The organism is Pseudomonas sp. LBUM1678 (genome assembly GCF_059695575.1).
Map to the genome: position 1 here is coordinate 31,029 of NZ_CP166775.1, position 13,785 is coordinate 44,813.

General features: G+C 56.9%; 12 protein-coding genes. 11 read left to right on the top strand and 1 reads right to left on the bottom strand.

Going from position 1 to position 13,785, the window contains the following annotated elements:
- The first annotated feature begins 66 nt into the window (after positions 1–66).
- Positions 67–393, top strand: a complete 327-nt coding sequence (locus ACA070_RS00150; RefSeq protein ID WP_497449584.1) for a DOPA 4,5-dioxygenase family protein — start codon at positions 67–69, stop codon at positions 391–393.
- Here the strand turns inward: ACA070_RS00150 and ACA070_RS00155 are convergent, their stop codons facing one another.
- Positions 394–795 carry a GFA family protein gene (locus tag ACA070_RS00155; protein WP_497449585.1) on the bottom strand — a complete coding sequence of 134 codons (402 nt, stop codon included), beginning with the start codon at positions 793–795 and terminating at the stop codon, positions 394–396.
- 419 nt (positions 796–1,214) lie between these two features.
- On the opposite strand from ACA070_RS00155, the gene ACA070_RS00160 reads away from it, so the two are divergent.
- From ACA070_RS00160 to ACA070_RS00205, 10 genes are all read left to right on the top strand, one after another.
- A complete protein-coding gene (locus ACA070_RS00160) occupies positions 1,215–2,522 on the top strand; it encodes a CitMHS family transporter (protein WP_131059071.1) in 1,308 nt (435 codons plus the stop codon).
- A gap of 85 nt (positions 2,523–2,607) precedes the next feature.
- Positions 2,608–3,375, top strand: coding sequence for a TerC family protein (locus tag ACA070_RS00165; protein WP_131059072.1), 768 nt, complete (start codon positions 2,608–2,610; stop codon positions 3,373–3,375).
- A 509-nt stretch (positions 3,376–3,884) separates the two neighbouring features.
- Positions 3,885–4,358, top strand: a complete 474-nt coding sequence (locus ACA070_RS00170) for a hypothetical protein (RefSeq protein WP_497449586.1) — start codon at positions 3,885–3,887, stop codon at positions 4,356–4,358.
- A complete protein-coding gene (locus tag ACA070_RS00175) occupies positions 4,355–5,977 on the top strand; it encodes a GMC oxidoreductase (RefSeq protein ID WP_497449587.1) in 1,623 nt (540 codons plus the stop codon). Before ACA070_RS00170 ends, ACA070_RS00175 begins: the two co-directional genes overlap by 4 nt.
- Positions 5,964–7,025, top strand: coding sequence for a ferritin-like domain-containing protein (locus ACA070_RS00180; RefSeq protein ID WP_497449588.1), 1,062 nt, complete (start codon positions 5,964–5,966; stop codon positions 7,023–7,025). Before ACA070_RS00175 ends, ACA070_RS00180 begins: the two co-directional genes overlap by 14 nt.
- Positions 7,026–7,284: 259 nt before the next feature.
- A complete protein-coding gene (locus tag ACA070_RS00185) occupies positions 7,285–8,943 on the top strand; it encodes a Na/Pi cotransporter family protein (protein WP_497449589.1) in 1,659 nt (552 codons plus the stop codon).
- Between the two features lie 177 nt (positions 8,944–9,120).
- Positions 9,121–10,497 (top strand): M16 family metallopeptidase, encoded by a 1,377-nt coding sequence (locus ACA070_RS00190; RefSeq protein ID WP_497449590.1) that lies wholly within the window; start codon positions 9,121–9,123, stop codon positions 10,495–10,497.
- Positions 10,498–10,752: 255 nt separating this feature from the next.
- The gene (locus ACA070_RS00195; RefSeq protein WP_497449591.1) at positions 10,753–11,781 is read left to right on the top strand and encodes a DUF5924 family protein; all 1,029 of its coding nucleotides are present in this window, start codon (positions 10,753–10,755) and stop codon (positions 11,779–11,781) included.
- A 55-nt stretch (positions 11,782–11,836) separates the two neighbouring features.
- A complete protein-coding gene (locus tag ACA070_RS00200; protein ID WP_497449592.1) occupies positions 11,837–12,985 on the top strand; it encodes an ABC transporter permease in 1,149 nt (382 codons plus the stop codon).
- The gene (locus ACA070_RS00205) at positions 12,982–13,785 is read left to right on the top strand and encodes an ABC transporter ATP-binding protein (protein WP_497449593.1); all 804 of its coding nucleotides are present in this window, start codon (positions 12,982–12,984) and stop codon (positions 13,783–13,785) included. The genes ACA070_RS00200 and ACA070_RS00205 overlap by 4 nt, the downstream gene beginning before the upstream one ends.

Consider the following 13,785-nt stretch of genomic DNA (forward strand, 5'->3'; position numbering starts at 1 on the left):
TCGTTCTATATGGCGTGTGACCTGTAGGAATCGGTGAGGGTTCGACTGGGTTTCAGAGGGTTTCAGATGCAAGAGATCAAGGGTTACCACGCCCATGTCTATTTCGACGCCAGCAGCATTGATCAGGCGCGAGCGCTGTGCGAGCAAGCGGCGCAATTGTTCCCGCTGAAAATGGGCCGCGTGCACGAACGCCCGGTGGGCCCGCACCCGGACTGGAGTTGCCAATTGGCGTTCGGGCCGGAGCTGATCGGTGACGTGCTGCCGTGGCTGGCGCTTAACCGCAAGGGCTTGGTGGTGTTCCTGCACCCGGACACCGGCGACGATTTGCTGGACCACACCGAGCACGCGATCTGGATGGGCGCGATCCGGCCGCTGGATCTGTCTATTTTTTGATCAGAGGTTTTCTTCGGCTTCACTGGGCAAGTGCTCGTCCAGATGCAGCCAGGGTAAACGGTTGTCGGTCCAGATATGCCGCTCGGCCGGGGCCTGCTCGGGGTGATCGAGGGTGGCGATGGTCACGTCGATGCTCTCGGGGCTGAGGTGCGTGGTCAGGGCCAGTTGCGCGCCACAGGTCGAGCAGAAATAGCGCACGCAGGTTGTCGAAGAGTCGTACTGCGCCGGTGTCCCTTTCAGCCATTTAAAGGCCGACGCGGGCACGGTTATCCAGGTCGTCACGATCCCGCCGCTGACTCGTCGGCAGATTGAGCAGTGGCAGTGGGCGATGTCATGCAACGGACCGCTGAATTGATAGCGCAGCTGTCCGCAGTGACAGCCGCCGGTGTGAATGTCGGTCATGACCTTTCCTCCTGATGCGTTTTTAGCGACGCCATCGCGAGCAGGCTCGCTCCTACATTGGTTTTGTGTACGACACAGATCCAGTGTGGGAGTGAGCCTGCTCGCGATGGCCTCAACTCGGTTTAACTCCCGGCCCCAGTCCGACGACCGGTCACACATCCGGTCAATGCTTTCACCAGCGAAAGCTGGCTGAAAGCTTCCCCGATTAGGATCGCCCCCACTGCCGGCAAAAGACCGGTCGGCCAATGCCAGTGTTTTATCGCTCGCACAGCCCAATTAACAACAACAATGGTGATTCTGATGTCCTCTGCTACCCGCCGCTTCGCTGCAACTCCGCCCGTACGCCTCGTGCTTCCCGTTCTGCGCTGAACCCACCCGGTTCGCCCATTCCCTAGCCGCGCTACGCCTGGAGTATTCCCATGCTGACTTTCCTTGGCTTCGCCATGGTCATCACGTTCATGTTCCTGATCATGACCAAGCGCCTGTCTGCGCTGATCGCCCTGATCATCATTCCAATCGTCTTTGCCCTGTTCGGTGGTTTTGCGCCGAAGATCGGCCCGATGATGCTCGAAGGCATCACCAAGCTGGCGCCGACGGGCGTGATGCTGATGTTCGCCATTCTGTATTTCGCCCTGATGATCGACTCCGGCCTGTTCGACCCGGCCGTGCGCAAGATCCTCAAACTGGTCAAGGGCGACCCGTTGAAAGTGTCGGTCGGCACCGCCGTCCTGGCGCTCGTCGTTTCCCTTGATGGTGACGGCGCGACCACTTATATGATCTGCGTGGCCGCCATGCTGCCGCTCTACAGCCGCATCGGCATGAGCCCGCGGATCATGGCCGGTCTGATCATCCTCGCCGGTGGCGTGATGAACATGACCCCGTGGGGCGGCCCGACTGCCCGTGCGGCCAGTGCACTGCACGTGGACCCGTCGGACATCTTCGTACCAATGATTCCAGCGATGGCGGCCGGTGTGGTGGCAATCCTCTTGATTGCTTACTTCTACGGCAAACGTGAACGTGCACGTCTGGGTGAATTGCACCTGGTGGGCGATGAAGTCGACCACAGTGAAATCAGCGTCTCGCAGTTCCCGGATGCCCGTCGTCCGAAACTGATCTGGTTCAACGGCGCCCTGACCCTGGGCCTGATGTGCACCCTGATTGCCGGTCTGTTGCCGCTGCCGGTGTTGTTCATGGTGGCGTTCAGTATTGCCATGATCGTCAACTATCCTTGCCTGCAACAGCAGAAGGATCGCGTCGCGGCTCACGCCGGCAGCGTGCTGGCGGTGGTCGGTTTGATCTTTGCCGCGGGCATCTTCACCGGTATCCTGACGGGCACCGGCATGGTCGATGCCATGTCGAAAAGCCTGCTGGCGGTGATCCCGGATTTCCTCGGCCCGTACCTGGCCGTGATTACCGCGCTGGTGAGCATGCCGTTTACGTTCTTCATGTCAAACGACGCATTTTATTACGGCGTGTTACCAGTACTTGCCGAAGCAGCCAGTCATTACGGTATAACCGCAGTTGAAATGGCACGTGCCTCGATCGTCGGTCAGCCCGTCCACTTGCTGAGCCCGCTGGTACCATCGACTTACTTGTTGGTGGCCCTGGCCGGTATCGATTTCGGTGACCATCAGCGCTTTACCCTGAAATGGGCAGTGCTGGTGTGCATGTGCATACTGGTTGCAGCATTGCTGATGGGGATCTTTCCGCTGTTCAGCACTCTATAAGCCCAAGACTCACCACAACGGGTCCAGGCTTCGCTGTTTGAAGCCCGGGCCTTTTGTGGTTTAACACTCGCTCAAAGGAATACACATGGAATGGCTGACCAACCCTGAAATCTGGGTTGCCTTCTTTACCCTGACCGCCCTGGAAATCGTCCTGGGTATCGATAACATCATCATGATTTCGATCCTGGTCAGCCGCATGCCCAAACACATGCAGCAACGCACCCGGATCTTCGGCCTGGCGCTGGCCATGGTCACGCGGATCCTGTTGTTGCTGTCGATCACCTGGGTCATGCGCCTCACCGCCGACCTGTTCGAAATGTTCGGCCAGGGTATTTCCGGGCGAGACCTGATCCTGTTCTTCGGTGGTCTGTTCCTGCTGTGGAAGAGCTCGCAAGAGATGTACCACGCGCTGGAAGGTGAAGACGAAACCCACGAGGAACCGACCGCCAAGGGTGGCAGCTTCCTGTACACCATCATCCAGATTGCGATTATCGACATCGTGTTCTCCCTGGATTCGGTGATCACCGCCGTGGGTATGGTTTCCCATGTGCCGGTCATGGTCGCAGCGATCATCGTCGCCGTACTGGTGATGATGCTGGCGGCTGGCACCATCAGCGAATTCATCGACAAGCACCCGTCGCTGAAAATGCTGGCGCTGTCGTTCCTGTTGCTGGTCGGTACCGTGTTGATTGCCGAGTCCTTCGAAGTGCATTTGCCAAAAGGCTACGTGTACTTCGCCATGGCGTTCTCGCTGGCGGTGGAAGCGATCAACATCAAGATGCGCACCGCGATTGCGAAAAAACGCAAACAGCAAGATCCGGTGAAACTGCGCAAGGACATTCCGGGGCAGTAAGTTCTTTTGACTAACAATAGTCGTGCATTCTTGTTGACTATCCGGCAGGGGTTACTTGCTACAACGAAAATCCAATGCCTCTAAGGCATTGGATTTTTTGCACTTGATGATTCAAATCCTTTTTGTGCCATAAAAAGGTTATTAAGAGTCATTGGGAATAATAAATCCAGCCTTAATGGCTTATGAGCTATATCGAATGTAAGTGATACGCATTCAAGTAAATAGTTATGATTGAGTCTTGCTTTTGAGGGATCGCCTGCTATATCTCAAATTGAACGGCAGTAGAGGAAATTGTATTTCAGGATGAACTCCGGGTTTGTTTGCATCCACGCAATTGGCCATTATGTATTTGCCTGCAGCACAGCGCGCTGATCCAATCAGGTGCGGCTCCTAGTAGTTAGCCTATCCCCGACTCTTCACCTGCTTATTTCTTTTCGGTTCTCCACCGTGGTTCCGGTATTGCGCTGTTGCGCCAGCCTGAATCTGCAAGCTCATCAGGAGAATGACGAATGTATCAGAAATCAATGCAGCACCCATTAAGTGCAGAAATAAAACCTATTGATGTCATGGTTTTCGAGTCAATGTGGGAGTTGTTCGTAAAAATAGGCATCTATTGGCGGAATATGGATGATCCTACTCCATTCAGATCTCAACTTTATAGTTTTATGGTCAATCGGATTAAGCTTAATCCTATTTATGATCAATACTATTCTTCGGCCCGTACAACAATTTTAGAGTTAAAGGAGGCGTTAGGAGAGGAACAAGCTTACGTTTTTTTGTTTACCGATAAAGACGCTAACCTACCCCCGCCTGAAACACTCATTGCTGTTGCACGGCAAAAAGTGGCAAACGAATTTATAGCTCTGCAGTTATCCCTGGGTGGGTTCAGGGTGTTTGGACCGCGTAACTACAACAGTTATATAGGCGGCGCCAATTTTACGGGTCGCCCAGTACCTTATCGGACATTTGAGGATTGGTTATGAAAGTGGAAACTTTGATCATTGGTTCTGGAGTGGCCGCTGCCGCATTAGCGCAACGCTTGCTTTCATACAATCCGGATGCGTCGATACTTATGTTGGAGGCGGGCACGACCGTCAAAATGAAAGACGCGGCGCTATGGCAGGATTACGTTGTATCGGGCAAACTTCCTTATACACGATATTATGATCTGCCTTATCCCGACCGTGAAAAAGAGGGAGAGAATACCAGTATCGGCAAGACGCCCATGCCATTGGATGGTGCGCGAATTTTTGCGTACGGTGGATCAACCATGCATTGGGGCGGATGGTCATTTCGGTTGAAACCGGAAGATTTCTTGTTGCATACCAACACCGGACACGCGATCGACTGGCCTTTTGGTTACCAGACACTGGAGCCTTATTACGGTCAGGCCGAACACTATATTGGCGTTTCCGGCGATTCGAGTGATTACACCGTACCTCGCAGTACGGGTTACCCGTTCAACGCTTTTCCCTACACCTATGAAGATAGACCAACTGCCATGGCCATGGAGTCTCTGGGTATATCCTATTCCCATGTGCCTATCGCTCGTCAGGGTATATCACCCACGCCTTCCAACCATGCTCCTTGTCAGACCACTGGAACCTGCAAATATTGCCCTTTTGGCGCCCGCTATTGCGCCAATAACTATTTGGATGAGTTGCAAGACTGGAAAAATCATCCAAATCTTGAGATTAGACTAAATAGTATTGTTCAGCAGATTATTGTGAAGTCCAGTCAAACGGTTGCTGGAGTCATTTACAAAGATAATAATAACACTGACGTCTTTGTGGAGGCTGATCGGATAATTGTGGCGGCGGGTACTATAGAGTCAGCCAAACTTCTTCAACGATCTATTTCTTCCTATTGGCCCACCGGACTGGGCAATCACTACGATTTGGTAGGTAGGAATATTGTTAATCATCCCTATTTTGTTTTTAATGCGGAGCTCAAGGGCAACCCTCGCAGGCTTCAGCCCGAGCTTAACTTTCCAACGTTATGTTCACGTCACTTCGATAGTCCAGAGGAGCAGCAGAAAGGAAAGTTTATCCTGATTAATCCTCCTGGCTCCCCATCAGTAAGTCTGCTGGATAAAATGCGAGCCGGAACGAGTCGTGAGGCCATCGACAGCTATGTGAGCGGCCCAACTCAAGTTCAAATCCACGGCATGCTGGAAGTTTTCAGCAATGAACGTAATCGTGTGGCCAACACCGAGAAACTCAATCGGCTAGGGATGCGTGAAACATTGATGGATTTTAGCCAGGCTGATGGTTTTGATGCGCGACTCGAGGAGATTAGGGGTTATGTGCTGCCCATTTTTCATGCAATGAACGCTGTTCCTCTCGGCAATCCTTCGGTGAGCTGGCGTGCAGATCATGCAACTTGCACCTTGCGTATGAGTAAGAATGAAACTCAAGGCGTAACCGATGAAAATTTGAGAGTTCATGGTACGGATAATCTTTTCATCTGCTCTAACGCTGTTTTTTCTTCTCTGGGCGCAATCAATCCAACGTTGACGCTTGCAGCTCTAGCTTTACGGCTAGGGGATCATTTGGGTCGTGGCAACCGTTTCAATGGAGGGACACGTCATGCGTTTGAATGAACAAAAACAGCAGGTACTTGTTTTGCTCCAAAAGGCAATGGAGTTGGAGTTATGCACAATTCCGCCTTACCTGACAGCCTTACTGAGTATCAGGAAAGAAAAAAATCGGGTGAGTTCCAACCTGATTCGCAGTGTGATGATGGAAGAAATGTTGCATATGGTGCTGGTTGGCAATGTTGTCTCCAGCTTGGATGGCACCATAAGTCTTGGACCGGACAATATTGCAAAATTTCCACTGCGCATGGAGTTTGAAGGTAAACCTTTTAAAGATCGTGCTTTCAGCATTGACCTCGCCCCCTTCTCGCCCGAGTCCATTCAGGTGTTTCTTCAAATCGAGATGCCCACCAGCCTCATACCCACTGACCTGCGGGCTCAGCCGGAAATAATCATACCGGACGTCACCATTGGTGCTTTTTACCAGAGCATTATTGCCATGCTCGAAGCGTTATGCGTGGACTTCCCAGAGTCAGAGGTTTTTTGTGGTCCGCCGAGCAAGCAAATCGATGAGCAATACTACTGGGGGGGAGGTGGTAAACCCATCCTTGTTACTAATTTGGCCTCTGCCAAGGAGGCATTGCAAATCATCATTGAGCAAGGGGAAGGCGCAGATCCAAGCGTGTTCGACAAAGGGGCGCACTACTTCGACCTACCTGATGAGGTTGCCCATTACTTTCGTTTCAATGAAATCGCAGAAGGTCGTCGTTACCGCCCAGGCGATCTTCCATCGCAACCGCCCACAGGTGAACCGTTCGAGGTGGATTACACGGCGGTTTTTCCCATTATCAGCAATCCCAGTCATATCGATTATGAGCCTGGGTCTCGGCTGTTCGAGCTGAATAGATCGTTCAACCGGCAATATTCATTAATGCTTGTGCAACTTGAGCAGGCATTTAATGGACATCCAGCTGTACTTTACGATGCCATCGTCAACGCAATGCACAATTTGACTCCTCTAGCGCGCGAAATGATGGAAACCCCTGTTAGTGCCGAACCAAATGCAAAACACGGCGCACCTAGCTTCGAATGGGTGAAGTTACCGTTCCCGTGAGCCACACCCGGCTGTAAAGCACGCCGCTTTGCGCCTAGGCGAGAAAGCGGCGTTTTTGTTTGAGTAACCCCCCGCCCACGCAGGTCCTTCTCATCTGCGCATCATGTTGTTTCATGACAGTTTTGTTTCAATCACTTCTTTAGCTATGCGATGCTGGCGCCCAGACCGTTAGCCAACTACAGCTTAAGTACAGAACGTAGAACGTCGCGCGGCACCGTCAATTTGCCCCTTTGGGGCGCTACCACCACAGGGGGCCTGCATGCTCACCCTGCTCAATTTGTTATCTGCCGTGGCCTTGTTGATCTGGGGCACGCACATCGTCCGAACCGGCATCCTGCGGGTCTACGGTTCCAATCTGCGCCATGTGATCGGCCAGAACATGTCCAAGCGCTGGCTGGCGTTCATTGCGGGGATCGTCGTCACCGCGATGGTCCAGAGCAGCAACGCCACCGCCATGCTTGTCACCTCTTTCGTCGGTCAGGGCCTGATGGCGCTGACTCCCGCTCTCGCGACCATGCTCGGCGCGGATGTCGGGACCGCGCTGATGGCGCGGGTGCTGACGCTCGATTTGTCGTGGCTGTCGCCGCTGCTGATCTTTCTCGGGGTGATTTTCTTCCTGTCCCGCAAGCAGACCCGACTGGGCCAGATGGGCCGCGTCAGCATCGGCCTCGGGCTGATCATTCTGGCGCTGCAACTGATCGTCGAGTCCGCCGCACCGATTACCCAGGCGCAGGGCGTGAAGGTGATTTTCGCCTCGCTGACCGGTGACATCCTGCTCGATGCCCTGGTGGGCGCGTTGTTCGCGATGATTTCCTACTCCAGCCTGGCCGCCGTCCTGCTGACCGCGACCCTGGCTGGCGCTGGCGTGATCAGTCTGCCGGTGGCCATCGGCCTGGTGATCGGTGCCAACATCGGCAGCGGCGTCCTCGCTTTCCTCAGCACCAGCATGCAAAACGCCGCCGGGCGCCAAGTGGCGCTTGGCAGCCTGCTGTACAAGCTGATCGGCCTGCTGCTGATCATTCCGGTGCTGGACCCGTTGGTGCACTGGATCGACAGCCTCGACTTCAGCCCTCAGGAAATGGTCATCGGCTTCCACCTGCTCTACAACACCGCACGCTGCCTGATCCTGTTGCCCAGCGTTGGCCCGATGGCCAGGCTCTGCGCGTGGCTGCTGCCGGAGCGGCCGGAGCTCAACGGCATGGCGAAGCCCCGACACCTTGACCTGACAGCGCTGGTCACCCCCAGCCTGGCACTGGCCAACGCCGTGCGAGAAACCCTGCGCATGGGCGACCTGATCGACAACATGCTCGAAGCGATGCTCGACGTGCTGCGCGGCAAACAATCCGCCATCACCCAGGAAATGCGCAAGCTGACCGATGATGTCGAAGCGCTTTACAGCGCCATCAAGCTCTACCTGGCGCAAATGCCCCGGGAAGACCTGAGCGATCAAGACAGTCGGCGCTGGGCGGAAATCATCGAGCTGGCGATCAACCTCAAGCTGGCGAGTGACCTGATCGAACGCATGCTGCGTAAGGTGCAGCAGCAGAAAACCTCGCAGCGCCGGTCTTTTTCCGAGGTGGGCCTGGAAGAATTGGCCGGGTTGCACAGCCAGTTGATCTCCAATCTGCGTCTCGGGTTGTCGGTATTCCTCAGTGCCGACAAGGAAAGTGCCCGCCAGTTACTGCGTGAGAAACGTCGCTTTCGCGCACAGGAACGCCGCCTGGCCCATGCTCATGTCAGTCGGCTGCAACGTAAGATTGTGCAGAGTATCGAGACCAGTTCACTGCACCTGGAGTTGATCGCCGACATGAAGCGCTTGAATTCGCTGTTCTGCAGCAGCGCTTATGTGGTGTTGGAAACGTCGGACACTGGTGCATTGGCGGTCGACGATATGGCTGACATCACGCATTCGCCTTGAACGTCTGGCGGTGGGGTCAGTCAGTTACATTGGTTCAGCCTTAAGACCGCTATCGCGAGCAGGCTCGCTCCCACATTGATTTTGTGAGCGCCGCAAATCACCTGTGGGAGCGAGCCTGCTCGCGATAGGGGCCTGAAGGACGACTCGGATCTCCGATTGGTTGCCTGGAAGCTTGCTATGCGTTGTCTGTTGTTCGCCTGTCTATTGCTTGGCTCATTCCCTTCGTTTGCCCTGGATCGCTTTCAGGTCGAGGGCTATACGCTGCCAAACGGCCTGCAATTGCTGCTCAAACCCGGCACCGAGCGTGGGCATGTGGCGATTCGTCTGGTGGTTGGCGTGGGGCTGGATGATTTCAGCTGTGCCGACAAGGAGCTGCCGCATCTGCTTGAGCACTTGCTGTTCAGCGGCATCGACGCCGCCGGCGAAGGTGGCCTTGAAGAACGGATGCAGGCCTTGGGTGGTGAGTGGAACGCATTCACCAGCAATGCGGACACCACGTTCGTCATCGAAGCCCCCGCGAAAAACCAGCGCAAGGTACTCGATCTGCTGCTGGCGCTGTTGACCCAGACCCGGATCGACGACAACGCCATTAACGCGGCCAAACAAGTGGTCGAGCGCGAAGACGGCGGTCATTACTCGCATTTGCAGCGCTGGCTGGACCGTCAGGACTTGGGCCACACGGCGAGCAATCAGCTGGCGGTGGAACTGGGTCTCAAATGCCTCGAACGGGCCGAGGTCGATCACCTGACCCGCGAGCAACTGGAGGCGGTGCGCAAAGCCTGGTACGCCCCCAACAACATGACGCTGATCGTGGTCGGCGAACTCGACAAGCTGTTGCCGGCGTATCTGGAACGGTCCTATGGCGCGCTTGAAGCGGTCGACCCGACCGATCATCAGCCTTTGCCGGAAATCCAGGCCAGCGCTGCTCACGAGCGAACGCTGAGCGACGGTTTCGTCGGCGGTGGTGCCAAGCTGCACTGGCTGGTGCCGGAACCGGTGCTGCAGGATCAGCACGACGAAACCTTCGACCTGCTCAAGGACTATCTGGACTGGGCGCTCTACCGCCAATTGCGCCTGTCCCACAGTTTGTCCTACGGCCCCTCGGCCGAGCGCGAGGTGTTTGGCGGGGTCGGCTTCATGAGCCTGAACGCGGACCTTGAACGCGACGACGTGCCTGAAGCCGAACAGGTACTGGAGGATTTGAAGGCCGGCTTGCTAAAGGATGGTCTCGACGCAGACACCTTCAACCGCCTCAGACAGGCCGCCATCGCCCGCCAGGCTTGGGCCGTGCAAGGCAACAGCGCGCTGGCCGATTACTACTGGAGCGCGCTTGGGGACTACCAGGACGGGCGCTTCGCCGACCCGGCCAGGGAGCTGCAAGGCGTGACGCTGACGGAAGCGAACAAGGCCATGCGTGAGTTGCTCGTGCAGCCGGGGTACCTGCGGATCGAGAAGCCGTTGATGAGTTATGACCAGTTGATGTGGGCGATGGCCGGGGTGTTTGGATTGATTGTCCTCGGGGTATTGGCTTGGCGCGTCCATCGCAAAAAATAACCGGTCCCTGTGACTGGTGCTTTTGTGGCGAGGGAGCTTGCTCCCGCTCGGCTGCGCAGCAGTCGTAAAACCGATATCCGAGATATGCCTGAAGATGCCCGGTGGCAGGTTTTGGGGGCGCTTCGCACCCCAGCGGGAGCAAGCTCCCTCGCCACAGAAGAGCGTGTTCAACCAAAGTGACCGGCACCCTCGCCACGCCCCCGCCCGGGCGGTACTCTGTCGAGGATTTTCCCCACGACTATTGTGAACCGCCGAATGCCTACTCTGACCCTGTACGTCCAGCGCATCCTGGAATTGATGAAGCGCTATCCTGGGGTCATTGCGCTTGGTGGTTTTATCTCTGGGGTCGGCAGCTTCATTCTGGTGGATCGTCAACAGGGCCTGGCGACCTGGATCACCATCATCATGGTGCTCAGCTGGATCTGGCTGATGCTGGAAAACAGCCTCACCAAGCTCTTCACCCGAATCTTCAAACGCGAAATTCCACAGCCCTTGCTGCGTTACGCCACGCAGATGATCCACCAGGAAAGCCTGTTTTTCGTCCTGCCGTTCTTTTTCATCACCACCACCTGGAACAGCGGCCAGTTATTTTTCACCGGGCTGCTGGGCATCGCCGCGCTGATTTCCATCATTGATCCGCTCTACTACAAATGGCTGGCGCCCCGGCGCTGGGCGTTCCTGGCGTTGCATACGCTGACCTTGTTCGCGGCGCTGTTGACCGCCCTGCCCGTCATCCTGCACCTGACCACCTCCCAGAGCTTCAAACTGGCGCTGGGCACGGCCGTCGTCCTGTCGTTCCCGAGCCTGGCGTCGATCTTCCCGATCCGCACGGTGCGCAACGCGCTGGCAATCCTGAGTATCACCGTCGGCATCGGCGGCGTGGGTTGGGTGCTGCGCTCGTGGGTGCCGCCGGCGACCCTGTGGATGACCGATGTGGCGATCAGCACCCAAATGCAGGACCGCACGCCCGGTGCCAGTCTCGAAGAAGTCAGCGCCGAGCAGATCCGTGGCGGCGGCTTGTACGCCTTCACCGCGATCAACGCCCCGCGCGGCCTGGGTGAGCGGATTTATCACGTCTGGCAGTTCAACGGCAAAGAGGTCGATCGCATCCCGCTGGACATTCACGGCGGACGCAAGGAAGGCTACCGCGCCTGGACCCACAAGCAGAACTTTCCGGGCAATCCTGCCGGTAAGTGGCAGGTTCGGGTGCTGACCGAAGACGGGCAACTGATCGGTGTGCTGCGCTTCAAGATCACAGACAGCACACCGATCAAAGAAAAGTAATCCGGTTCGTGCTATTACGTAGCTCTGCGCAAATAGCCGAACAAGCACGGAGCTTATGACCAGCAGCACAATCGCCGGCAATGCCCAGCTAGACGCCTCTCACTCACCCGCCCAACTGCGGGTCACGGGTGACTGGACGCTCGCCCATTACGCCGATCTCAAAGACCTGAGCGAAAAGCTCCGCGGCCAATACGACGACACTGCGCACATCGACCTCAATGGCCTCGGTGCGCTCGACACAGCCGGTGCGTCGTTGCTGGTTGAATTGCTCGGGTCCGAGCGTCTGGGTCGATCCGCCGAACATCCCGATTGCACACTGTCCTCTGCCGACCGCGCCCTGTTGCAGACGGTCTATTGCTCGCTCAGTGACTTCTGCGTGCCGATCAAGGAACCGGAAATCAGCGTCGGCATTCTACTGCTGACCCGCATTGGTCGCGCAGTCGACACCGTCTGGCAGGACACCCTGCAACTGCTGGGCTTTGTCGGCCTGATCCTCGAAACCATCGCTCGCGGGCTGTTTCGCCCCAAGCGCTGGCGCATCACGCCAATGGTTGCGCACATCGAACAGACCGGCCTCGACGCCGCGCCCATCGTTGCCCTGCTGACCTTTCTGGTCGGCGCCGTGGTGGCGTTTCTCGGGGCGACGGTGTTGGCGAGTTTCGGCGCGAGTATTTTCACCGTGGACCTGGTGGCGTTCTCCTTCCTGCGCGAATTCGGCGTGTTGCTGACCGCGATCCTGATGGCCGGGCGTACCGCCAGTGCGTTCACCGCGCAGATCGGCTCGATGAAGGCCAACGAAGAAATCGACGCCATCCGCACGCTCGGCCTCGACCCGATGGAGTTGCTGGTAGTGCCGCGGGTGTTGGCGTTGCTCGTGGCGCTGCCGATGCTGACCTTTCTGGCGATGCTCTCGGGGATTATTGGCGGTGGCGTGGTGTGCGCCGTGTCGCTGGATATTTCACCGGCGATGTTCCTGTCGCTGCTGCAAACCGATATCGGCGTTCAGCACTTTCTGGTGGGGATCGTCAAAGCGCCGATCTTCGCCTTCCTGATCGCTGCGATCGGTTGCCTTGAAGGCTTCAAGGTCAGTGGCAGCGCCGAATCCGTTGGAGCGCACACCACGTCGAGCGTGGTGCAGTCGATTTTCGTGGTGATCGTGCTCGACGCCATCGCCGCGCTGTTTTTCATGGAGATGGGCTGGTGAGTCGTCTACCCCGAGCGCCCTCCGAGGCGGTGATCGAAGTCCGTGGGCTGTGCAATCGCTTCGGCAGCCAGAGCGTGCATGAGAACCTCGACCTCGATTTGTACAAAGGCGAAATCCTTGCCGTGGTGGGCGGTTCCGGCAGCGGGAAATCGGTGTTGCTGCGCAGCATCGTCGGCTTGCGCCAGCCCAGCGAAGGGGTGGTGAAGGTCTTCGGCAAGAACCTGCCGACGCTGTCCGAACACGAGCGTTCGATGGTCGAACGGCGCTTCGGCGTGCTGTTCCAGAAAGGCGCCCTGTTCTCTTCGCTGACCGTGACCGAAAACGTCGCCCTGCCCCTGATCGAACACGCCGGCCTGAGCCGTGAAGACGCCGAGCACCTGGCGGCGGTGAAACTGGCGTTGGCCGGGTTGCCGCTGTCGGCGGCGGACAAATACCCGGCTTCGCTGTCCGGCGGCATGATCAAGCGCGCGGCGCTGGCCCGTGCCTTGGCGCTGGACCCGGACATCCTGTTTCTCGATGAACCCACCGCCGGCCTCGACCCGATTGGCGCCGCAGCGTTTGATCAGTTGATCCTGACACTTCGCGACGCCTTGGGCCTGAGTGTGTTCCTGGTGACCCACGACCTCGACACGCTCTACACCATCACCGACCGGGTGGCGGTGCTGGCGCAGAAGAAAGTGCTGGTGGCGGACGCCATCGACAAGGTCTCGGAAACCGACGATGCGTGGATTCACGAATACTTCCATGGCCCTCGCGGCCGCGCGGCGCTGACGGCCGCTCAACAGTTGAACGAGGTCTGA

Coding starts and splice junctions, on each gene's coding strand:
- ACA070_RS00195 (WP_497449591.1), top strand. CDS start 10,753: ATGCCTACTCTGACCCTGTACGTCCAGCGCATCCTGGAATTGATGAAG.
- ACA070_RS00160 (WP_131059071.1), top strand. CDS start 1,215: ATGCTGACTTTCCTTGGCTTCGCCATGGTCATCACGTTCATGTTCCTG.
- ACA070_RS00150 (WP_497449584.1), top strand. CDS start 67: ATGCAAGAGATCAAGGGTTACCACGCCCATGTCTATTTCGACGCCAGC.
- ACA070_RS00190 (WP_497449590.1), top strand. CDS start 9,121: ATGCGTTGTCTGTTGTTCGCCTGTCTATTGCTTGGCTCATTCCCTTCG.
- ACA070_RS00185 (WP_497449589.1), top strand. CDS start 7,285: ATGCTCACCCTGCTCAATTTGTTATCTGCCGTGGCCTTGTTGATCTGG.
- ACA070_RS00165 (WP_131059072.1), top strand. CDS start 2,608: ATGGAATGGCTGACCAACCCTGAAATCTGGGTTGCCTTCTTTACCCTG.
- ACA070_RS00170 (WP_497449586.1), top strand. CDS start 3,885: ATGTATCAGAAATCAATGCAGCACCCATTAAGTGCAGAAATAAAACCT.
- ACA070_RS00200 (WP_497449592.1), top strand. CDS start 11,837: ATGACCAGCAGCACAATCGCCGGCAATGCCCAGCTAGACGCCTCTCAC.
- ACA070_RS00155 (WP_497449585.1), bottom strand. CDS start 795: ATGACCGACATTCACACCGGCGGCTGTCACTGCGGACAGCTGCGCTAT.
- ACA070_RS00175 (WP_497449587.1), top strand. CDS start 4,355: ATGAAAGTGGAAACTTTGATCATTGGTTCTGGAGTGGCCGCTGCCGCA.
- ACA070_RS00180 (WP_497449588.1), top strand. CDS start 5,964: ATGCGTTTGAATGAACAAAAACAGCAGGTACTTGTTTTGCTCCAAAAG.